General features: G+C 30.6%; 22 protein-coding genes and 2 tRNA genes. 4 read left to right on the forward strand and 20 right to left on the reverse strand.

Annotated features, from left to right (window positions below):
* Positions 1 to 4 precede the first annotated feature (4 nt).
* The 14 genes from mreC to glsA all read right to left on the reverse strand — a co-directional run bounded on the left by mreC (position 5) and on the right by glsA (position 12,141).
* Positions 5 to 859, reverse strand: a complete 855-nt coding sequence (gene mreC, locus KPL51_RS09395) for a rod shape-determining protein MreC (RefSeq protein ID WP_216160022.1) — start codon at positions 857 to 859, stop codon at positions 5 to 7.
* Positions 860 to 1,867 (reverse strand): rod shape-determining protein, encoded by a 1,008-nt coding sequence (locus tag KPL51_RS09400; protein WP_216160025.1) that lies wholly within the window; start codon positions 1,865 to 1,867, stop codon positions 860 to 862.
* Between the two features lie 20 nt (positions 1,868 to 1,887).
* Positions 1,888 to 2,574, reverse strand: a complete 687-nt coding sequence (gene radC, locus KPL51_RS09405; protein ID WP_216160028.1) for a RadC family protein — start codon at positions 2,572 to 2,574, stop codon at positions 1,888 to 1,890.
* A gap of 12 nt (positions 2,575 to 2,586) precedes the next feature.
* Entirely contained in the window at positions 2,587 to 3,162 is a 576-nt protein-coding gene (locus KPL51_RS09410; RefSeq protein ID WP_216160032.1) for a Maf-like protein, read from the reverse strand.
* A gap of 10 nt (positions 3,163 to 3,172) precedes the next feature.
* Positions 3,173 to 3,433 (reverse strand): DUF4321 domain-containing protein, encoded by a 261-nt coding sequence (locus KPL51_RS09415; protein ID WP_216160034.1) that lies wholly within the window; start codon positions 3,431 to 3,433, stop codon positions 3,173 to 3,175.
* A 255-nt stretch (positions 3,434 to 3,688) separates the two neighbouring features.
* Positions 3,689 to 4,405 carry a hypothetical protein gene (locus KPL51_RS09420; RefSeq protein ID WP_216160037.1) on the reverse strand — a complete coding sequence of 239 codons (717 nt, stop codon included), beginning with the start codon at positions 4,403 to 4,405 and terminating at the stop codon, positions 3,689 to 3,691.
* A 204-nt stretch (positions 4,406 to 4,609) separates the two neighbouring features.
* Complete coding sequence (locus KPL51_RS09425) at positions 4,610 to 5,137, reverse strand: GNAT family N-acetyltransferase (RefSeq protein WP_216160040.1); 528 nt, start codon at positions 5,135 to 5,137, stop codon at positions 4,610 to 4,612.
* Between the two features lie 240 nt (positions 5,138 to 5,377).
* On the reverse strand, positions 5,378 to 5,941 hold the full coding sequence (locus KPL51_RS09430; protein ID WP_216160043.1) for a hypothetical protein: 564 nt from the start codon (positions 5,939 to 5,941) through the stop codon (positions 5,378 to 5,380).
* 417 nt (positions 5,942 to 6,358) lie between these two features.
* Entirely contained in the window at positions 6,359 to 6,490 is a 132-nt protein-coding gene (locus tag KPL51_RS24005) for a hypothetical protein (RefSeq protein ID WP_263628332.1), read from the reverse strand.
* 319 nt (positions 6,491 to 6,809) lie between these two features.
* Positions 6,810 to 6,891 (reverse strand) — tRNA-Leu (locus tag KPL51_RS09435).
* 150 nt (positions 6,892 to 7,041) lie between these two features.
* On the reverse strand, positions 7,042 to 7,620 hold the full coding sequence (locus KPL51_RS09440; RefSeq protein ID WP_216160046.1) for a lytic transglycosylase domain-containing protein: 579 nt from the start codon (positions 7,618 to 7,620) through the stop codon (positions 7,042 to 7,044).
* Entirely contained in the window at positions 7,617 to 8,225 is a 609-nt protein-coding gene (gene coaE, locus KPL51_RS09445; RefSeq protein WP_216160049.1) for a dephospho-CoA kinase, read from the reverse strand. The genes KPL51_RS09440 and coaE overlap by 4 nt, the downstream gene beginning before the upstream one ends.
* A 74-nt stretch (positions 8,226 to 8,299) precedes the next feature.
* Positions 8,300 to 10,915 (reverse strand): DNA polymerase I, encoded by a 2,616-nt coding sequence (gene polA, locus KPL51_RS09450; RefSeq protein ID WP_216160051.1) that lies wholly within the window; start codon positions 10,913 to 10,915, stop codon positions 8,300 to 8,302.
* 308 nt (positions 10,916 to 11,223) lie between these two features.
* Complete coding sequence (glsA, locus tag KPL51_RS09455) at positions 11,224 to 12,141, reverse strand: glutaminase A (RefSeq protein ID WP_216160054.1); 918 nt, start codon at positions 12,139 to 12,141, stop codon at positions 11,224 to 11,226.
* Between the two features lie 274 nt (positions 12,142 to 12,415).
* On the opposite strand from glsA, the gene KPL51_RS09460 reads away from it, so the two are divergent.
* Positions 12,416 to 12,502: transfer RNA gene (locus KPL51_RS09460), tRNA-Leu, on the forward strand.
* Between the two features lie 390 nt (positions 12,503 to 12,892).
* On the opposite strand, the gene KPL51_RS09465 is transcribed toward KPL51_RS09460, so the two are convergent.
* A complete protein-coding gene (locus tag KPL51_RS09465; RefSeq protein ID WP_216160057.1) occupies positions 12,893 to 13,108 on the reverse strand; it encodes a helix-turn-helix domain-containing protein in 216 nt (71 codons plus the stop codon).
* A gap of 491 nt (positions 13,109 to 13,599) precedes the next feature.
* On the opposite strand from KPL51_RS09465, the gene KPL51_RS09470 reads away from it, so the two are divergent.
* Positions 13,600 to 14,991, forward strand: coding sequence for a DUF4317 domain-containing protein (locus KPL51_RS09470; RefSeq protein WP_216160060.1), 1,392 nt, complete (start codon positions 13,600 to 13,602; stop codon positions 14,989 to 14,991).
* A 212-nt stretch (positions 14,992 to 15,203) separates the two neighbouring features.
* On the opposite strand, the gene KPL51_RS09475 is transcribed toward KPL51_RS09470, so the two are convergent.
* Positions 15,204 to 15,593 (reverse strand): dehydroquinate synthase/iron-containing alcohol dehydrogenase family protein, encoded by a 390-nt coding sequence (locus KPL51_RS09475; protein WP_224854027.1) that lies wholly within the window; start codon positions 15,591 to 15,593, stop codon positions 15,204 to 15,206.
* A 282-nt stretch (positions 15,594 to 15,875) separates the two neighbouring features.
* Here KPL51_RS09475 and KPL51_RS09480 point away from each other — a divergent pair, with 282 nt between their 5' ends.
* Positions 15,876 to 16,235 carry a ferritin family protein gene (locus KPL51_RS09480; protein WP_224854031.1) on the forward strand — a complete coding sequence of 120 codons (360 nt, stop codon included), beginning with the start codon at positions 15,876 to 15,878 and terminating at the stop codon, positions 16,233 to 16,235.
* Between the two features lie 180 nt (positions 16,236 to 16,415).
* Here the strand turns inward: KPL51_RS09480 and KPL51_RS09485 are convergent, their stop codons facing one another.
* Together KPL51_RS09485 and KPL51_RS09490 are read right to left on the reverse strand one after the other, a co-directional pair.
* On the reverse strand, positions 16,416 to 17,810 hold the full coding sequence (locus KPL51_RS09485) for a L,D-transpeptidase family protein (RefSeq protein ID WP_216160066.1): 1,395 nt from the start codon (positions 17,808 to 17,810) through the stop codon (positions 16,416 to 16,418).
* A gap of 187 nt (positions 17,811 to 17,997) precedes the next feature.
* The gene (locus KPL51_RS09490; RefSeq protein WP_224854011.1) at positions 17,998 to 18,939 is read right to left on the reverse strand and encodes a ferredoxin-like domain-containing protein; all 942 of its coding nucleotides are present in this window, start codon (positions 18,937 to 18,939) and stop codon (positions 17,998 to 18,000) included.
* A 121-nt stretch (positions 18,940 to 19,060) separates the two neighbouring features.
* On the opposite strand from KPL51_RS09490, the gene KPL51_RS09495 reads away from it, so the two are divergent.
* Complete coding sequence (locus KPL51_RS09495) at positions 19,061 to 19,939, forward strand: LysR family transcriptional regulator (protein WP_216160073.1); 879 nt, start codon at positions 19,061 to 19,063, stop codon at positions 19,937 to 19,939.
* 58 nt (positions 19,940 to 19,997) lie between these two features.
* On the opposite strand, the gene KPL51_RS09500 is transcribed toward KPL51_RS09495, so the two are convergent.
* Entirely contained in the window at positions 19,998 to 21,407 is a 1,410-nt protein-coding gene (locus KPL51_RS09500) for a L,D-transpeptidase family protein (protein WP_224854014.1), read from the reverse strand.
* A gap of 464 nt (positions 21,408 to 21,871) precedes the next feature.
* Entirely contained in the window at positions 21,872 to 22,645 is a 774-nt protein-coding gene (locus tag KPL51_RS09505; protein WP_216160076.1) for a stalk domain-containing protein, read from the reverse strand.
* Positions 22,646 to 23,227 lie beyond the last annotated feature (582 nt).

The following is a 23,227-nucleotide window of genomic DNA, read 5'->3' on the forward strand; positions in this document are numbered from 1 at the left end:
ACCCCTAATATTTTATTTCATTATTATCCTGAATATCTTTTGGCACCACAATAAAAACCTCTTCAATTTTGGAAAAATCAACATATGGCTCTATAATAGCACTTTTCATTACTTGCCCTTTATCCTCTTGAACACTTAGCACATTTCCTATTCTAATTCCAGCTGGATACATTCTACCCAGGCCAGATGTAACTATTATGTCACCTTTTTTAATAGTTGAATCTAAGGAAAGGCCTTGAATTTCTGCAAGCATTTTATTCTTCTCATCTTTATAGCCTTTAACAATGCCATTATTATCCCTTGTTTTTTGGACCAGTCCTGCCACTGCAATATTTTCATTAGATAGTGATTGAACTATAGCCGTATTGTTGCCTACAGAAGTAACCTGCCCTACAAGCCCATATCCAGTCATAGCTATCATCCGTCTCTTTATGCCATCCTTTGTACCTTTATTTATTATAAAACCATCTGAGAAACTATTTCCGCTTAATCCTTTTATGTCAGCACCTATGTAATTATATTTAGTTGTTTGTTTTGAAAAATCATACATTTTTCTTAATCTTATATTCTCTTTTAGCGCTGTATCATATTCTAATGCTTTTGTTTTTAACTCATTATTAGTCTTTCGTAGTTCTTCATTCTCTTTTTTAACATCTGAAAAGTTTGTGATAAATTTAAAAGAATTTCTTATTTTAGAAAACCCATTATAAAATATGCCCTGCACTGAATTTATAGTTATGCCAACACCATTCTCAGCAAAAGACATTTTTTCTCTATTCGCACTATATCCTATTATGGATAAAAATGTAACTGACAGTATTATAATAACTACTGCCAGCTTATTCTTTAAAAATCTCATCTATCTTCTTTTACTCATAACGTCTATATTAACGAGAGCTTTCCCTGCTCCTATCGCCACACAATCAAGTGGGTTTTCTGCTATATGTACTGGCATATGAGTTTCACGGTTTATAAGTGTATCTAATCCCTTTAATAGTGCGCCGCCTCCAGTTAACATAATTCCTTTTTCCATTATATCTGATGCAAGCTCTGGTGGGGTTTTTTCAAGTGTTGTTATTATTGCCTCAATTATTGCTTGTATTGGTTCACTGAGTGCTTCTCTTACTTCCTTTTGCGTTATTTCTATAATTTTTGGAAGCCCTGATATTAAATCTCTTCCTACTATTGGCATGTTTATATCATCATCCTCTAATACAAAAGCTGATCCAAGCTGAATTTTAATATTTTCTGCAGTTCTCTCGCCTATCATAAGACTGTACTGCTTTTTAACAAAGGCTATTATTGCCTGATCTAATTTATCTCCTGCCACTCTTAGAGACTTGCTTGTTACAATTCCACCCAGTGAAATTATTGCAACCTCTGTAGTTCCGCCTCCAATGTCCACTACCATACTTCCAGTTGGTTCATTTACAGGAAGTCCAGCTCCAATAGCTGCTGCCATTGGTTCTTCCATTAAGTATGCTTCTCTTGCCCCTGCTCTTTTACTTGCTTCCTCTATTGCTCTCTTTTCAACTTCAGTTACACCAGATGGAAATCCAACTACGATTCTTGGACTTGTAAATCCTTTTGAACTAACTTTACTTATAAAGTGCCTAAGCATTTTTTCAGTAATATCAAAATCTGCAATTACTCCATCTTGCATAGGTCTAATGGCAACAATGTTACCTGGAGTTCTACCTATCATTTGTTTAGCCTCTTCACCGACGGCTAAAACCTTATTTGTATTTATATTTATAGCTACAACAGAAGGTTCCCTTAGTACAATTCCTTTCCCCTTCATATAAATTAATGTATTTGCTGTTCCTAAATCTATTCCCATGTCACGAGACGTTCCGAATATTCCCATTATAATTTCTCCTTTCGTATCTAAAGCATTCCTTTTTCTTTTAAGCTAGTATAAGTTCCATTACCAATAATTATATGATCAAGCACTTCTATTCCTAGCAATTTACCACACTCTTTAAGTCTTATAGTAATGCTTATGTCTTCCTTACTAGGAGTTGGATCTCCTGAAGGATGGTTGTGACAAATAACCACGGAAGCACTACATTTTTTTATAGCTTCATAAAAAACTTCTCTTGGATGAACTATTGAAGTATTTAAATTACCAATTGAAATATCCTTTATGCTTATGATAACATTTTTTGTATTTAGCATAACTAATTTAAGATATTCTTTTTTTAAATATCTCATTTCCTCCATAAGATACTCTGCAACATCTTTTGGAGAGGTAATTTTGTACTCTTCTCCAGATTTAAAACTTCTAAATCTTTTTGAAATTTCTGTAAGAGCTAAAAGTTGCGTTGCTTTAGCATTTCCAATACCCTTTAAATTCATAAACTCTTCTGCACTTGAATTTAAAAGGCCATTTAGTCCGCCACACTCAGAAATTATTCTACCACAAAGGCTTATAATATTTTCGTTTTTCGATCCTATTCTAAGTATTATAGCTAATAGTTCATTATTCGATAGTGTTTCAGCACCGTACCTTAATAATTTTTCTCTTGGTCTTTCATTTTGAGGCAAATCCATGATCTTGTAAGTCATACCCATAAAACAACTCCTTTATAGATTGACCCCCATCTCCCTTAACATAAGATACAATTTGTTTACTGGTAACCCCACAACACTATAGTAGCAACCCTTTAATTCTTCCACAAATATAGATGCTGCTCCTTGTATTCCATAAGCTCCAGCTTTATCAAAAGGCTCTCCCGTTTCAATGTATTTGTTTATTTCATCATCAGAGAGTTTTGAAAATTTTACTTCTGTACAAACATATTCTGTCGAAATCTTTTGAGTTTCTGTGTTTATTACAGCAATACCAGTATATACCTCATGGGTATTGTCACTCAAATTCCTAAGCATTTGAAAAGCTTCCTCACTATCTTTAGGTTTTCCAAGCACTTCACCCTTAAAATAAACAATAGTATCACACCCTATTATAGCAGCTGGTTTTTTCACACTACTGCAAATATCCATAGCCTTCCCTCTTGCTAAGTTCATAACATAGTCCCCACAATTTCCAGAAAACGGTATGTTACTCTCTTCAAACTCACTTACCTTTATCTTAAAATTACTAGTTATCTTTTTTAAAAGTTCCGCTCTTCGCACCGAAGCAGAAGCTAAAATAATATCCACTACATCACCCCTAATATTTTCTATATAATATTATTGCCAAAACAATGCCTATAATAGACATTATATTAATATTAAAATTTATACCGAAAGTTATTGCTAACACTTTCAGATCTATAAGCATAGGATTAGTCATACCTATGGTATATGTACTCTTTAAAAATTTTAGTGCGCCTATGTTATTTCCTAACAGTTCACCTATAAGACTTCCAGAAATAGCTCCTATCAATATAAAAAAAATAAAATACGAACTTCTTTTTTCTGCACTTTTCAAATCGTACACCCCACTTTACTTATATATCTTATACATTTTAACATTTAATAAATTCATTAACAAGTGTATAATGTATTATTCAAGAAAAGTTTATAATTACTATCCATCAAATTCCAACCATCCCAACTAAATATTTTGCTTAAAAAAATATACAAATAGATGTATTTAATCTATTTGTATTATTGTTTTTCATTCTATTTTACATCATATTTAAGTAAAATTCATTACAATTTGTTTACAAATAAGGTTGTAGATTTATAAAGCTGATATTTTCTTTATAAATTTATATATATATATATATCCTTCTTCAGCTTTTTCCTTTTTTACCACAGCAGGCAAAGCTGTTAAATATGTTTTTATCTCGGTCATACTGGAATAACTTGCGCTTTTTTCATCTGCCCCTTGTAAAGCTAGCAACCATTTTTTAAATTCTACTGTATCAATTGCCTTAGTATCTTTTTCTGAAAGACTGTTCAATATTTTAATGTCCGCACTTATCATTTCATTTGTTTGCGCACTTGTTGAGTCCTTAGCAATTAATTGAAATTTAACTTTAACAAATTCTATTTTATTTACCTGAAGTTGTTTAGTAATAACATCAATATTTTCTTTAGGATAAATGCCGAACAAAACTTTTTTTGAATTGTTTTCTTCAATAATAAAGGGTGTGCCAAACTTCATTAAACTATTTTTCAAAATCAAAGCATTTTCCTTACTACCAAAATTGCCACATTGTATTGCTACATAATCTTTAATATTGCTTACAGAAACTGACTTAGAAACACCTACACTATCTTTTTCTAAATCTGTTTTCGTGGTACTATCCTCTGTAGCTGTATTGGCAATATTTTTAGGCAATAATTTAGAAAGAATAGTCCCTAGTGTAATTGCTGCTATTATAATTAATATGATAACAAACATAAAATTATTTTTCTTTCTGGGTGGTTTATAATTATATCTAGTATATCTCACTTTAACATCCCCCAACTTATTACATCTTCATTTAAAATATTATTATTTAAAAACTGTTTTTAGAATAAAAAAATGGAAATAATTATTAAGAATCTGCAAATAAAAAAATCCGACAAAGAATGTCGGATTAAATATTCTTCTTGCGCCAGCATACCTTGATTTGTAATAGCTTTGGCTTTGTCATACTAGTATATGTAACCAGTATTAAATCTTGTTCATACTGAATTCTTTTTTTAAAATCAATATATCCGTGTCCTCACTATCTATCTCTAAAAAGTTACTTGTCACCCTACTTATCTCAAAATTATTGTTTTTCCATAATTTCAACATATCATGATTCTTAGCTGAAACAAAAGTATAAAAGTTACATATTCCATAATTTTTATATAAATGTTTTACGAATTCATTTATAATTTTAGTAGATATATCATCATCATATAATCTAAATTCTATTAAATAACACATAATCCACACTTCATTTGGATTTTTAAATTCAATCCTGCCTTTAATAATTCCTATAAGTTCACTGTCACATAAAATTTTAAGAAAATACTCCCCTTCGCTTACGTAATATTCTAAATACCTTTCATAGAAATCCTTAATAGCATAATTCTTACCAGCCTCTACATTAAAAACTTGCTGTCTATTAATCCAACTCTCGATATGAAAGATGTCTTCTTTCTCTACACTCAGGATGCTAACATCATCAAACACAATATCTATATTAAACATATTTACACCTCTTGAATAATTAAATTCTTTGTTACTTTTAAAATATCTGTTCAATGATTAAATTCTACGTTACTCTTCAATTTCCTTCTATAAAAAAGTATATATTACTACAAATTTATGAAATATACTTAAAATCGATTATAAATCAATATAACCCTATAATTTTTTATAGGGTTATAAAATAACTGAATGATTTTTATGATTCACACAATAAACCTTATGTTAAATGCTGACTATTTTTTATTCTTCACTGTACATAAGTGTCAATCTTACAATTCTTCTAACTATGACCCTCGCTTCTACATAAGACATACCACACCTAGTTAAAAGCCTGAATATTGCAGGATTATACCTTTCAATCCTTCTTACAATGGAATCAACATCATTATATTTTGGATTGAATTTATTTGGATTGTTATATCCATTTTTATAATAATCCTTATCATCGTACTTATCTAATTGTCTTGAATCTTCATCCTCAAGATCATTCATTACATCGCCATACAACATACCCATTGGATTAAAGGTATTCATAGGCATACCTTCGTTAAATTGGCTCATCCCCATCCATGGATTCATACCCATACAAGGATACATTCCCATGCCTGGGTTCATTTCCATATTAGGGTTCATTCCCATATTTGGATTCATACCCATATTAGTATTCATATCCATATTGTTGTTCATATTCATATTGGGGTTCATATTCATTTGCCCATATCCATACATCATAGGTTCGAATGGGATCATTTCATATTCTTCCTGCATGTCTATATCCTCAATGTTTCTGTCCTCTAGATTCATCATTTTCCTCCCTATTCCCATATTACTAACACATTACCAATTTATGCTAGAGACAGTGTTTTGATACTAACTTTTTAAAAATAAAAGAAAGTGTATATTACTACAACTTCATTTCGCTACACTAAATAATTATAAGCTGATTTTATAAAAGATACTAAAAAGTGCAAACTCGCTGTCGCTCAAACATGCACTTTTCTTAACGTACCTTTTATAAAATTAGTTAAGAATTACTAAAGCTTACTCAAATGAAGTTTACGTAATATACACTTTCTTTACCGTATCATTAATGAGCAAAATAAGTTTGGAATAACTAGAGCTTACTCAAATGATGTTTCCGTAATAAAGAGGATGCAATCAAATCCTCTTTATTACTTTGGGTGTAAACCAGTATTGCATTAGGGTAATTGACAGGGCTTGTTACTTAAGGCTCCTTACAGGTTTACTCATGTTACTATCACCGTTCATAGTAACGGGATTTTGTTCTTTGTTTTCAGTTTTTTGCTGTTTTTCATTAGGATCATTTTTTTTGTTTTTTGAAGATATTTTCATAAACAACACCTCTTTCAGATTTTAGTTTTTCCACATTTCTTTTTAAAATTCATTTCCTGCTCATTTTGTTATGTTTTCTTTCTATACAACTTTAAAGATGAATTTTGGTGTATTTTTACCTTCCATTTCACCTCTAAAGATTAACATAAGCAAGTTGCCTTAACCATGGCTGAAGCCATGAAAGTGAGGTCAAGGTCTTTCAAAAAAACGTACGACACATCTATATGGCTTTAATCCATATAGATGTGTCGTACGTTTTACTAATTATACAAATAAAAAAGTACCAATACTCTAAAAGTATTGATACCACTAGTCTTTTTGGTGCGAAAGACGGGACTTGAACCCGTACGGTCTCCCACATGTCCCTTAAACATGCGCGTCTGCCATTCCGCCACTCTCGCAAGCATTATTTTTAATACAAGGGTAAAATCTTATAGTCATATATTTACACTGCTTATGACTACAAGATTTATTATATATTAGTATAGTATATATTGTCAATATTTTTATATGTTTTTAACTAATTATCTGTAAAAATAACAGCAATTATGTTAATTATTTTGTCCGCTTGTCTTTAATTTATCACCATATAATTTTAAATAAATATTATAATTTGTCTTTACTTTCTTTACATATTTATCTGTTTCTTCAAACGGAATGTTATTTAATTTTTTTCCATCATCAGAGTATTTTTCATCTTTAAGCCACTTTTGAACATTTCCCCTACCACCATTGTAAGCTGCTAGCACCAAGTTTATATCACCATTAAATTCAGTATTTAAATTATTAATATACCAACATCCCATAGCAATATTAATTTCGCTATCATATAATTTTTCTACCTTATAGCCTTTTAACTCCATATTATTAGCAATCCAAATTCCTGTATCAGGCATTATCTGCATGAGCCCATAGGCACCTCTATTGGACACAGCATTTCCATCAAAATTACTTTCTGCTTTAATTACAGCTGCAATCAGACATGGATCCACCTCATACCTTTGGGAGTACTTAACTATATTTGCTTCATATTTTATTGGATAAAAATATTTAAAAATACTTTTAAAGTTAATCATTATAACAAACAAAAGAATTAAGCTTAGGATTTTTATAAGTGTTTTGAACTTCATATCTTCACATTCAACCTTTCTAATTGCATAATAATTAAGTCTAGTTGTGCCTTTGTGTTTTCAATGCTTCCTCCATTATCAATAATAAAGTCTGCAAACTTCTTTTTTTCATCCATTGGCATTTGAGCTCTTATTTTATCCATTGTTTCGTCTATTTCTATAGCATCACGAAGCATAGTCCTCTGTATTTGAACATCACTATTTACCCATACTAATATAGTTATATCCATACTAGTATGTAAATTGTTCTCTATTAAAGTAGGAGCATCCAGAAAACACAATTTACAATTATCTTCTTCTAAAGCTTGTATTCTTTGAAATATTTCTCTTATTATAAAGGGCATAATTATGTGCTCTAGCCTTTCCCTGCGAGTATTACTCTTAAATATGTATTTACCAAATTCTTTCCTCTTAAGTTTACCCTCTGCATCAAAAAACTCACAACCAAATTCATCTTTAATTTGAAGTAGCACCTGAGGGTTTATTATAAAAACCTGCCTTGCTACAATATCCGCATCAATAATGGGATAGCACTTATCTCTAAGCATATTAGTTACAGTGCTCTTGCCACTACCAATACCCCCTGTTATACCTACCTTTAGCATCTTCTTATCCCCCCCATTTTTTTATAGCTGAGAGTTATGAGTATACCTCTCAATATTTAATGCTAAACTCTCACTTACTTAGCCTCATACCAAGTTTCTCCAATACTTATTTCTACTTCTAGAGGAACTGAAAGCTTAATAACATTCTCCATATGCTCTTTAACCAAAGCCTCTACCTGTTTAACCTCATCCTTATACACATTTAATATTAATTCATCGTGTACTTGAAGTATTAAAGTACTTTTTAATCCCTTTTGCTTTAATTTATCAAAGACGTTTACCATAGCTAGCTTAATAATATCTGCTGCACTTCCCTGTATAGGTGTATTCATAGCAAGTCGTTTTCCAAAGGATTGCACAATTTTATTTGAAGAATTTATTTCAGGAATAGCTCTTCTTCTATTAAAAATAGTAGTAACATAATTATCTTTTTCTGCTTCAACTACTATATCTTCCATGTATTTTCTAACTTTTGGATATCTATCAAAATAGGTATCTATATAAATTTTAGCTTCTTTTCTAGATACATTTATATCCTTTGCTAAGCTAAATTCCCCAATACCATATACTATTCCAAAATTTACAGCTTTAGCATTACTTCTCATAAGTTTTGTAACTTCTTCTATAGGTACCTTAAATACCTCTGAAGCAGTTTTTGTATGAATATCACTATGGTCAATGAAAGCTTGAATTAAGTTTTCATCCCCAGATATGTGAGCCAGCACTCTAAGCTCTATCTGTGAATAATCCGCAGATAAAATAACACACTGGTCATTGTGTGGTATAAATACTTTTCTTATAGCTCTACCCATCTCATTTTTTATAGGAATATTTTGCAAATTAGGTTCTGTACTTGATAGTCTTCCTGTTGTTGTGACCGTCTGAGTAAAGCTTGAATGTATTCTACAATCTGTATCAATAGCTGCTTGTAGTCCTTCAATATAAGTAGAAAAAATCTTTGTTAGCCCTCTATAGCGCGTAACTTCTGCGATAATAGGATGTTTATCCGCTAGTGCCTCTAGAACCTCCGCATTAGTTGAATATCCTGTTTTAGTTTTCTTTATTACAGGTAAGTCTAACTTTTCAAATAATATCTTTCCTAATTGTTTTGGAGATTTTATGTTGAATTTTTCTCCAGCTAATTCATAGATAGCGGTTTCCATCTCATCTATTTCTATTGCAAATTTTTTACCTATTTCTGTGAGTCTATCCTTGTCTATTGTAAACCCTTCTGCCTCCATGTAAGATATCGCTTCTGTTAATGGTTGCTCCACCTCATATAAAAGTTGTTCCATTTTGTACTCTTCAATCTTCTTTTCTAATATCCCATAAAGATTTTTTAATAATGCTACTTTATTAATCTCTTTTTCATCGCCCTCACCCGTAATACTAATCCTAAGAAATGCATCTATAAGAGTTTCTAAGCTATATTCACTTTGGGCTGAACTAATCAAATAAGCAGCAAGTTCTGTATCAAATTTTATTCCTTGTAACACAATCCCCTTTTTATTAAGAGCTGTGTATGCGTTTTTTACAGAATGGCTTACTTTTTTAAGATCATTATTCTCAAGCATAGGTTTCAAATAACTTATAGTTTTTTCCTCATCTTCATTAAATAAGTCACTTACCTTAATACAATAGTTCTTTTCCTTATAACTCAGATATATGTTTTCAACACTGATTTTAGAAAACACGTTAGTATTTATAATATCAAAAATTATAAATACTGTATCTTTAATATCTAGCATAAGCTCTTTAAGTGCAGGCAAATTATCTATTACTGTAAACTCTGCAGAAAATATTTCTTCAATCGAATCTTCATCATCAGGTATTTTACTTATTAGTGATTTAAATTGTAATTTGTAGAATAAATCTTTAACAGCCCGCACATCATAATTCTCTTTTGATTTAATTGAGTCTAAATCTATTTCCATAGGCACAGCAGTAATAATAGTAGCTAATTTTTTACTAAAAATAGCCTGTTCACTGTATGTTGTTAAGTTTTCCACAAGCTTTTTGCCACTAATTTTATCAATATTCATAAGAACATTTTCTATACTCTTATATTCTTTAATAAGCTTATAAGCAGTTTTTTCACCAACTCCTGGCACACCTGGAATATTATCTGAGGCATCACCCATTAAGCCCTTTACATCTATAAATTCAGTAGGGGTTACTCCAAAATCCTCAATTATACGATTTCTATCATATATTTCTTTTTCTGACATTCCCTTTTTGTTTATTACAACTTTAACATTATCTGTAGCAAGCTGAAGTGCATCTCTATCACCTGTTACTATAAAAACTTCTAGTCCTTCTTTTTCTCCAATGACAGATAGTGTTCCTATTAAATCATCTGCTTCAAATCCATCTAGTTCAAAAATATCTATAGCCATCTTGTCTAAAAGTTCCCTAACTATAGAAAACTGACCAATAAGCTCATCAGGCATTTTCTTTCTACCTGCTTTATAATCTTTATATTCTTCATGACGAAAAGTGGGGGTTTTTCTATCAAAGGTTGTAACAATATAATCTGGCTTAAACTCCTCTTTCATCTTTAATAACATACTTGTAAACCCATATACTGCATTGGTATATATTCCATCTGAATTTGTTAGAGCTGGTAATGCATAAAAAGCTCTGTACATAAGACTATGACCGTCTAAAATCAATAACCTTTTCTTAGCCATGTAAATTCCTTCTTTCTACTGTGTTTATAATTTTATATATTATACGTTGAGGACTCCTTTATGAAACTCCTTCCCTCAAAAAACTTTGCAATTTAAATTCTCCATTCCTAGTTGTGCTTTAACTTACATTTACTATAGTATTTTAGCATTTATATAATTATAACATTTCATAATGTATTATATCAATAATATACCCCAAAAACTATCAAACTTGCTCTTTAGTTCATAAATTTCTTTTAAAAAAAGAAAAGATCCAGAAAATTTTCTAGATCTTATAAATTCACAAAAATAGCTGCCTTAATTTATTTTTAAAATATGCTTAAATCTAATTTCCTAGACAATTCTTCCAAAACCTTTATACCCCCAATACTATTACCTTTTACATCCAAAGAGGGTCCAATTACTCCAACACCCATTCTTCTAGGCACCGCTGCCATTATACCCCCACCCACACCGCTTTTTGCTGGTATTCCTATATGTACTGCAAAATCACCCGAACCATCATACATACCACATGTCACCATTATAGTTTTAATTATTCTAGTAGCTTCTCTTGATAAAACTCTTTCGTTTCTAGAAATTATTACACCGGAATTAGCAAGCATAGCTCCTATTCTTGCTATATCCCTACAATTGACCTCCATAGAACACTGCTTAAAGTATACGTCTAAAACATCTTCCACGTCACCCTCGATAACCCCAGTGCTCTTCATGAAGTAGGCGAGTGATCTATTTCTATCCCCAGTAGCTTTTTCAGAGGTATAAACCCCTTCATTGATATTAATATCAGGATTACCTGTAATTTTTCTTGTAAACTTTAAAATTCTATTAAACTTTTCCTCTGCAGTATCACCTGTGATTAATGAAACTATCGCAATTGCTCCAGCATTTATCATTGGATTTATAGGTCTTTGGTCGATATTTTTCTCCAAATTTATTATAGAATTAAAGCCAGCTTCTGTTGGCTCCATTCCTATTTTAGTAAACACATAATCCACTCCATTATCGATTATGGCAAGCATAAGTGTTATAACCTTTGATATGCTTTGTATTGTAAATTTCGTCTCATAATCCCCTGCAAAAAATTCTTCGCCATCCAGAGTAGTTACGCAAATACCTAGAGCTTCTCCATCTGCTTTCAAAAGTTCTGGTATATAAGATGCAACCGCACCTTCCTTTGTAAAGTGTCTATTCTTTTCTATAATAGTATCTAGTATCCTCTTCATTATGTCCCCCCTGTTATTTAGCTATGTATAATTTTAAGTTTCTTGAAAATTAGTATTTACTTTTTAAGCTAGTATTTACTTTGACACCTCATATAATACTATATTTTCATGAGTACTTTCAATTGTTTGTATGAAATTAAATATTGGAATTATTACATAGCGGATTAGTGCTGTGAATAACTTAAGATGGCAAGCACAAATTTTTTTAAATAAAAACATACTATAACTATTGCATTAATTATAAATATATGTTAAAATAATTTTTGTCAGGCATGCCGAAGTGGTGGAACTGGCAGACGCGTCGGACTCAAAATCCGAAGGTGTAACAACCGTGCGGGTTCGATTCCCGCCTCCGGCACCAGTTGTTTAAAGAGTTAAGAGCACTTAGGAAGAATATTTCTAAATGCTCTCTTCTTTGTTTTGTCCGTCTTTTGTCTGCTTTTAGTTTAAGGTAGGTTAAAACAGAATGGGACAGATTAAATTTAAATTTGGAAATTAAAAAGAAATGTATACTTCTTTGATTGAATTTTTTTCTTTATTAATCTTGTAATATTAAAAGTTGGAAGAAACTTTTGACAGATCTAGATTAATTAATTTCTTTAAACTTTTTACATACATTTTTAGGTGAAAGGTCTGAAACTTTTATATAAGTTGGAATAACAAGTGAATAACTTGTACTTACTAACGATTCCTATCATATTCATTAATTGTAAAATTAAAAAAGGCATTGCTGCCTTTTAAGAAGTTGTGTTTATTTATCAACAAACATATCAGTGATTTCAAATTCTAGTGTGCTAACCAAAGATTGAAGCTGAATAATGGAAGGAATAAAATTTTGACGTTCTATACGCCCTATCATTAACCGGTTTAACCCAGTAATTTCGCATAGTTGGTCTTGTGTTAATTTTTTATCTTCATGTTTTATTTTTATAATTTTTGCAAGTTTTATAGTAAATAATTTTTTCATTTTTAAACCTTCTTTCTTACTAGAGTATGCACACTCTTAACTATAATTTTTGCCGCAGTGCGTCAACATTGTTGGTTAATGCATAATGCCTCCAATAATCTTTCTTATCTCATCCTCTAATTGTCTTAGAATCAACACCTAATTTCTCTCAGCAGTGATGAGAGTATTTCATTATCTTTATAAAACATTTCACATGTTTTTCGAAATTATTAATGTTCATATACTCCCCACCCTTGTTTTTTCACTAAAAACGCCCCAAATCCCACACCTGAAGGGGTGGGCTTTCCGCACAAATTTGTAATATAGCTCACTATAAACTAATTATCTTAGTAAAACATAGATTAATATATAAACCCTTTATTTAATGAAAAAAAAATACTATAATTAATAACGATAATATATTAATTATAACTACAAATAAAAAATACTAAAGACAAACCACTTAAGTTATAAATTAAGTATGGTTTGTCTATAAATAGAGGAGATTATATATGAGAAAAAAAGATATACTTGAGTTAAAAAGACGTTTAAAAAAAGACCAATGCACCTTCACTAAAATGTGTGGATGCTATGTAAATGGAGAAAAACATACTGTTTTAAAATTTAGAGAAAGCTTTCTAAATTTAGATGAGGAGGAATACTTTAAATACTTAGAAATCGCTAAAAAAGTACTGTCTGGAGCTATTGGAAATAATATTTTAGAACTTAACTTTGAAACCAATGAAGATTTTATAAATGAAAGACAAATTTCACTTATGCAGCTTAAAAACAGTCAATTAAAAGATGATGCTGTTCTCGATAATCTTTATGATTTGATTATAGCTAATTATGATTACACTGGTAACTTTTTAATTCTCTTTTTTCATGATGCTTATGATGTTATTGCTAAAACCAAAGATAATATAAAGATAGATGAATCTGAAGAAGTATATGAATATGTATTATGTACAATATGTCCAGTTTCACTTTCAGAGCCTGGTCTTAGATACTTTGAAGAGCAAAATGAAATAAAAGCACGTATTAGAGATTGGGTAGTTGAGTCCCCCACTAATGGCTTTGTGTTTCCTGCTTTTATTGATCGTAGCTGCGATGTTAACTCTATTATGTATTACACCAAAAATGCAAAGGATACGCATCCTGAATTAATGGAAAATGCTTTAGGTTGTACTTCAAAACAAACTGCTACGGTGCAAAAGGAAACATTCCAATCAATTATTAAAGATACTTTTAGCTTAGATGAAATCAAAGCTGATAAAATTTTTATGGACATACAAGAAAATCTAAGCACTATGATAGAAGAATACAATGCTCTAAATGATGATACAGATTGTGAACCTATAAGCTTAACAAAGAAGGATATACAAAACCTTTTAATAGAAAGTGAAGTTCCGCCAGAAATTACTACTATGATTGAAAACTCCTATGTAGAAAACTTTGGTGATGATATTCCTTTAGCAAAACATTTAATTGACGCAAAGTCCCTCAAGGCAAATGTGCAAAGAAAAAAAGAAGAACACCTTCACAAACAAGTAGAAATACTTCAAGCTAGACTTGATCTAGTTAAACAAGATAATACTATAGATAAGGAAACTCACCTGTCTACAGAAGTTAACGATGATACTGGGGTGGTTTTAGATGAAGCCTGTGCAACTGATTTAGAAGAAACTTCAGAAACTAATTTAGAGAAAGTTCCAGATGCATTTTCCGAAGATAATATTGTTACTCCTCATTATGATGTTATACTTCAAGTAAAACCCGAAAAAATATCTCAAATAAAATCTCAAATAATTAATGGCCAAAAATGCATAGTTATTCCTATTAATGACCATGAACTAACTACTGTTAATGGCATAGAGAATACTTCAAATTGGGATAACTTATAATAATAAATAAACCTACATTTAGTAACCTCTTATGAGCTATGTGAATTGAATATAGCTAGATTTGCGTAAAAACAAGTCTAGCTACATCAACTTAATTAGTATATTAAAGGCACATTCTAAATATATTTTCAATATCTTGCTGATTCAATGGTTTAAATGCTGATAGAACTCCACCCATACATGCCTTTTTCGCCATCACTTCAAAATTAGTTTCATCGATACCAATTTCTGTAAATGTGTTTCTTTAAACCTAATTTAGTAAATAAGAAATCTTTTACAAGGCCAATGCTCCTCTTTGCAACTTCCATAGGCTCCATTCTATTATCCATTCCAAATACATTGGTACCAAACTGATAGAATTTTGAGACTGTTGTTTCATCTAATGTGTACTCCATCCAATGTGGTGTTAAAATAGCAAGCCCTAAGCCATGAATAATATCATAAATTGCAGATAGCTCATGTTCCATCGGATGGCAGCTCCATGCCTGACTTTTTCCACCATTAATATATCCGTTAATTGCCCAAGATGATATCCACATCAGATTGGCACGTGCCTCATAATTATCTGGCTCTGCTAATGCAATCGGTGCATATTTAATAATAGTACTTCTTCTGGAAGCGGCTCTCCTTTTGGAAAAATTATATTACTCTTTAATTCCTTTTCGTCTATCTACCGCCGCTAATGTTAGTAGTACTAATATATTATTATCGACAATAAATTGCAAGCTAAATACTCTATTATTATTATAAATATTTTAGAACTGTAATAATAGTGAATAATGCATTGAAAAAATTTACATTAATCCAATAAAAATATTAGATTATACAAGGAGGTATTTTATGAGTATTTACGAGTAACAAAGGGTACAAAATTTGAAGAACAAATAGATAGAAATAGGAAAGCTGAAGAGCAAGGAGCAGGAATGTATGCTGGGTTAGCTTATTTAGCTAAGGAAAGAGGTCTTGATGAAATTGCAGAAGTGCTTCTAAAAATTTCTTTAGATGAAGCGCGCCATGCTGGTCTATATGCCGTTCTTAATGGACACACTAATGAAGATATTTTTGAGGTGATAAAGAAGTATGCACCTGGCGAGAAAAATGCTTATGAAATGTTAAATCAGTTTGCCAGTCATGTACGTGATATTGGATTAGATGATGCTGCTAATCACATAAAGAATATTGCCTCGGATGAACTTCGCCATAGCGAATTATTAAGCAATCTAATCAATAAGGGATCTAAATAAGACTGCTAAGTGTATATTTTTTAATTACTATATAAACCAATAAAGGAAAAGACCATCTGAGCTCACCAGACATTCTTTTCCTTTATTTGTTTATCATTAATTGTTACTTTTAATTAAGTATTTTCAAAGCATTGAATATTTTTATACCCCTCGGAGTAATAAGCTTTCTGGGAACACTCTTTATTCTTCATAGCAAATAATTGGAGTCCCCTCTTTTATATTATCAAAAATTGTTTTAGCTAAATATATTGGAGCATTTATGCATCCATGGCTTCCTCTTCTCTTATATATCTCTCCTCCGAAAGAATATCTCCAGCTTGCATCATGTATTCCTATATTCCCGAAAAAAGGCATCCAATAAGTTACTGGAGCTTCATAACCAGGTCCAGTTAATGTTGCCCCCTTTTGTTTATAATTAAGCATATAAGTTCCAAGGACAGTAGAATGTCCTCTATTGGGATTACCTGTCACTACAGAACCTTGTGCCATAAGCTTTCCGTTTTTATAATACCATAAATGCTGCCTTGTTATATTAACCTCTACGTAAGTATCTCCTATTTCATTTTCCTCCCTGTATAAAGCCTTACTAGTATATATAGGTTCTTTTTCAAATACATTACCAAGTTTTATATTTTTTAATAATGCTTCTGTTTCAGCCTTACGATTAATTTCCCATCCATAAAGCCCACCGCTAACTTCTACTATTTTTCCCATAGAGGTTTTAAAAGTTCTTGCTATTCCAACGGTATCATATTTTCTACTCAATTCTTTAACATATTTCATAACTGAAATTTCGTTTATGACTGTTTCTAAATCTTTATCGACAGTTAGCCACTCACTTATTGTATTTCCATCCAATATTTCTTTTTTACACCCGAATTTATAAGTGACTTTTGCTTTCACATAATCATCTAGTAAATTTTTAGTAACAAGTGTTTTATCAGAACATAAAGTGTAGCTTGGATTTTTATAGCAGTGGTTTTCATTTAAATCTAATTTTTTTACTCCCTTTAATATGCTGATTTTTATATCTTCATATAATTCATCTTTAATTATTTTATTTCCATACACTTCTTCAATGATTTTATAGGAACCATTTGCATACTTAAAGCTTACATTTTTAGGTTCTATAATATCTGTATTTAAACAATTTAATCCATTTATCTTATATAATAAATTATCTTTATTGTAAACAAATAAATCGTCAACATAATATTTTTGATCCATAAATAATGAAATCATCCAATTAAAGGACCTTTGCCTGGGATAAACTTTATCAATACTATTTTTTTCATTGTACTCCATTCCTATATCTCGCCCTATTATTTCTTCTATTTGCCCATTTCTTTCTACTAACTGTAACCTATAATCTTTAACATGATTTCTAATTATATCCTCTATGTCTCCATGTGCTTTTAATGACACATCTACACCATTTATTACAGTATTAAAAAAAGAATACTTAGAAAAGTATAAGGAAACAAGTAAATATATTAGTAAAATTGAAGTTGTGAAAATAATAACATTTCCTGTGCCCTTGCTATTAAAAAGCTTTTTTATATCAACATTCTTCATACCGATTTATACCTCTCGTCAAAAATTTAAACATAATAGCTACTTTATAATATGTTTATATTTTTGATTTTAAAACTAAATATAAAGCTAGTAAGCCTGAATCTTCTAAAATATAGGGTAATCTAAAAAACTAAAGCTAGATTTCTCTAACATCAGTATTTTTAGGAGAAAAAACTTTATCATTATTTTATGCTTGTTCCCTTTTGATCCTAATAGGTAAATTCAATATTTCATCTTTCCTTTTTAAAATTTCATCGCTTAGTATTTCTGCTTCAACATATTCAAACCCTAACCTATCAATGACACTTCCAAACCGTTCTCCTTTAAAAGCATTATCTTTAAAAAATAGAATTGTTTTTAAAAGAATACTCATAATTTCTTCTTTTGTGAAGATTTTATTGATAATAGATCCATGACGAATTGATTTTCCCCATCTACCACCAATATAGATTTTATAACCATGCATACCTTGTTCCATTGCATCAAAATGACATTTATCAATGCAACGTCCACAATTATTACAAATTTCTTTGTCAATGCTAAGGGTTCCTTCAATAAATTTAGCAGCCCCCATAGGACATGTACTTTCAACTAAACATTTCTTACACTTTACACATTTGTCAGTATTATACTTAGGTATCAATTGTCCTATAACTCCAAAATCATTTAAATCAGGCTTAACACAATTATTAGGGCACCCACCTACTGCTATTTTAAACTTATGTGGAAGAATAACATTATTGTATTTTTCGAAAAAGTTTTTATGTATTTCTTTTGCCATAGCTTGTGTATCAAAAAGTCCAAATGTACATACTGTTCCTTTGCAAGAGACAACAGGCCTAACTTTTGGTCCTGTACCACCAGTTATCATTTCTTCTTTAGCTATATATTCTCTTACTGCTTCAATATTTTCAAATTCTATTCCAGGTATTTCCAATGTAAGCCTTACTGTAAATGCAATTGTTCCGTTTCCATATTTTTCGGAAGCTTCACTAACATTTACAAGTTGCCTCGAACTCAGAACACCATTTTCAGTAATAATTCTGGCTGAAAAATGTACACCATCATTATTTGCTAAAAACCCCATACCCTTAACTCTTCTTATTTCTACTTCACTAATTTTATTCACAATATTTCCCCCTAACATGATTTGACTTTAGTTTAACACTTGAAAAATCTATTGTAAAATATTATAATCTTATTATATCCATAGGTATATACCTATGTACTTATGAATCGGAGTGATCAATATGACTATTCGTCTTCTTACAATTTTTATTAAAGTAGTAGATTGTAATAGCATGAGTCTTGCGGCTAAACATCTTTATATTTCCCAACCCTCCGTAAGCCAGGCTATTTCACAGCTTGAAAATTTTTATGATATTAAGCTTTTCGAAAGGCTTTCAAAAAAACTTTATATAACAGAGCAAGGAAAGCAACTTTTGAGTTATGCAAGACATATTGTAACTCTTTTTGATGAAATGGAAGAAAACATTAAAAATAAATCTAATACACTATTAAAAATAGGTGGAACTATTACAGTGGGAACATGTGTAATGAGTGATATAATAAATTGCTTTAATACTAAATATCCAACTATACAAACTCAAATTCTCATTAATAATACCAGTATAATAGAATCAAAAATTTTAACTAATGAATTGGATATTGGTATTGTAGAAGGTGAAATAAAAAGTAAAGAAATAATATGCATACCCGTTATTAAAGATAAACTAGTACTTATATGCAATAAGACTAACCCTTTTGTAAATAGAAATAAAGTGGAATTATCTGAACTTAATAACCAACCTTTTATTTTAAGAGAAAAGGGAAGTGGCACTCGTGAGCTTTTTGAAAATCTTATGAAATATGCTGGATTTATTATACAGGAAAAATGGGTATGCAATAATTCAGATTCAATAAAACAAGCAGTAATAGCAGGACATGGGCTTTCCGTTATTTCAGAGCGGCTTATTAAAAATGAAGTTTCCGCAGATATCTTAAAAATAGTAAAAATAAATAATGTTGAGTTCAAAAGAAATTTTAGTGTTATATATCATAAAAATAAATATTTATCCCAATGTTTGAAAGATTTCATTGAAAACTTAGGCAACTGCAACTTGGTATAAAATTCAAACCCCATATCAAATGATATGGGGTTACTTTTGACAATATATTTATCTACTATTAATAACAAACAACTGGAGTACCTGCCTCTATATTTTCATATACTGTTTTCGCTACATTGTATGGTGAATTTACACAGCCATGGGATCCGCCTGCCTTATACAGCACTCCCCCAAACTTATCTCGCCAGCTTGCATCATGGATTCCTATTCCTCCATTAAAAGGCAACCAATAATGCACAGGAGAAGCGTAACCTTCACCTTTAAGTGTTGCATTTCTTTCCTTATAATTGATCTGATAAATGCCCATCGGTGTTCTAGTCTTATCAGATCCATCATTACCTGTGACAACATCCCCTTGTGTTATCAGTGTTCCATTTTTATAAAACCATAGGTGTTGCCCTGAAAGATCTATTTCTACATAGGTATTTCCAATATCATCCTTACCATGATATAATGCAGTTTGATAATATGCAGGTTCTTTTTCTATAGATTTTCCTTCCTTAATGGTAGAAATTACATCTTGGATTTCTTTAACCTTATTAATTGCCCAGCCATAAGTACCACCGCCAATATTAATTACCTTTCCTGATGATGAAACAAAACTTCTCGTCTTAGCAACTGAATTATATTCACTAGCAAGTACATCCATATAAATTTGAACTTCACTTTCATTAAATGTTACTTCACTATTCTCATCAACTGTAAACCACTTGTTTATTTTAGAACCATCTAAAACTTCTTTATCTTTTCCAAAAGTATAAGTAATCTTTGAAGATACATATTTGTTAAGCATGTCTCTTGTGGCAAGAACCTTTGGAGATTTCGAAGTATATTGTGGCTTAACATAGTAATTAATTGTCTCCAAATCTATTGTTGTTTCGCCCTTGCTCACTGCATCTAACACAGAATCATATAAAGTGTCTTTACTGCCCATGTTTCCTATGACTTCATCCACAATGACATAACCATTATCTGTATACTTATAGCTAGCATTTTTAGGTTCAATTGCCTTACTGCTATCAAAACAAGAGAGCTTGTCCACTTTCTCCTTCAATAGATTTTTATCATATTTAACTCCTGCTATCATTTTAGAATCTTTTATATTAAAAACTGCCGAAATCCACTTAAAAGGATTCTGTTTATCTTTAAACTCCTTAAATTCACCACTCATATCATACTTTAAACCAATGTCTTCCCCTCTGATTTGCTCGTTTATACCGCCTCGTTCTTTTATGTTTAACTGATATTTTTGAATCTCAGATGCCATTTGTTCATTTACATCCCCCACAATTTTACCAGAAACACTAATGCTATTTATTTCAGAGCCAAAATAAAAATGATTCATGAAATATATTGCCATCCCAAAGTATATAATAATCAAAGTACTAATAGAAATTATAATACCTAAAACAATTTTCTTATGCTTTTTCATTGGACTTATTGTTGACTTTGCTACCTCAGTTTCCATAATTGCACCCCTTCTTATCCATTTCAAAAACTAAATACTACCCCTCTAAATTAATACTAGCAATTAATATGTCCAAGGTATGGTTTGTTCTTTTATTAATCAATTATACCTCAAAATGATTATTTAAGTATATCAATATAGTTACAAAAAATGAAAAAATTTATTCAAAACATATTAGATACTGGCATAGGAGAATCTCAGCTACAAAATCTATATTCTTCCCCCACTTCTAAACATAAACATTTTACAGGCATAGGAATTAAAGCTGTGGATGATAGGATTAAACCCCTTTATGGAAATAACTATGTGTAACTATAAAAAGCAAAATAAATGTAGGAACTACAATTATCGTTTGTTTACCTTTAATGGAGGAATAAGCCAAGAGAAAGGTACTAATCTCAAATGGGACTACAGCGAATATATGATGTGTAGTCCCATTTGAGATAGTAGGCACTTACTGCTCGCTACTTATATAAAGCAAGGTCGGTTAGAGCTACCCAAACATCTGAACCACTAACATTCCCCTCTTCTTCCGGACGAATCTTTATAGTAAGTTTTGCTGCATTTTTTATTCTTACTTCAAATGAAAAGGTTGCACTTTGACTACTAAGAGGTGTTTTATATACGAGAACCTCATCCGTATAGATTTCAGCAAGCAATCTCCTTTTGCCGTAATTATCTACCGTTCCTTTTTTTCCAATAATTTCGGCCTTCTCAATTTGAGAAAACTTGCCTTTTAACGTTGTATACTGCATATTAATTGGTATCTCTACGGTTTGAATATTAAATACGCGCCCAGTAAACAGATATCCATTATGATAATCATTTCCAACATAATCAGTTACAGTGCCTTTTATGTTATGAATTGAATTTTCTTGACTTCCTGGCAAATAATCACTATATTGTATTCTATCCAAATAATTATCAGGCTGATTTTGATCTTTTTTACCTAAATAAACAATTGCTTTTTTACTATCCCAAGCTACATCTTTATCAAATGCTTTTCCCACTGCTTTTATAGGTAAATAAACATTACCATTCATCGTAAACGGTTCAACAACCTTACCATTTGCATCTTTAGTAGTAATTTCTGCTCCGTTAACAAAAATCTTGATGTTGTTATAAAAAATCTCTGCTGTCTTTTTTCCAACAGTTGCATATGCAACTGTTGCGGTTAATATAGTTGACATTATACAACCAATAACAATGCCCTGAATTCTCTTTTTCGTTTTAATCAATCCTTCCAAATCGAACTTTATAATATTATCATAATACATTAATAGGTTTTTGCTACTAATTTTTAATATAAGTCATAATATATTCATAGCTGCATAAGCTTTTTATATTGGAATCCATTTTTCTTATAAAGGTAATAATATATTATTGATTTTTCAGAAGGTAAAAAATCGTAAATTTTAATGTTTAAAATGACAGTTTATGTTTATCAAAATACCAATGTTGAGACTCAATCATTTAGTAACAATTCTATTAAAGCTCTAATAAAACCAATTAATTGACTTGTTGAGTTAAATTTTTAACAATTTTGTTATCTTTTTAACACCACCAAACTGTTGCAATCAAAGGGCTATGGAATTATTTAAATATTCATAATATTCAAACTTATTAAAAACTACTTGAATTATGTCGCTTTTAATATTATACTTTGTTTATAGATAGGCCCTGTCCATGTCGCTTTAATGACATATAGTTTAAGCATACTTTTTATCCAGATTACATTTACTCCTTAGGTTTGGGATAAAGCTAATTTTATTATTTAAGAAAAACTTAAAAAAGGTATTTTAAATATTAAAATACCAGAT

The organism is Clostridium bowmanii, assembly GCF_018861315.1.
In the GTDB taxonomy this organism is placed as follows: domain Bacteria; phylum Bacillota; class Clostridia; order Clostridiales; family Clostridiaceae; genus Clostridium_AD; species Clostridium_AD bowmanii.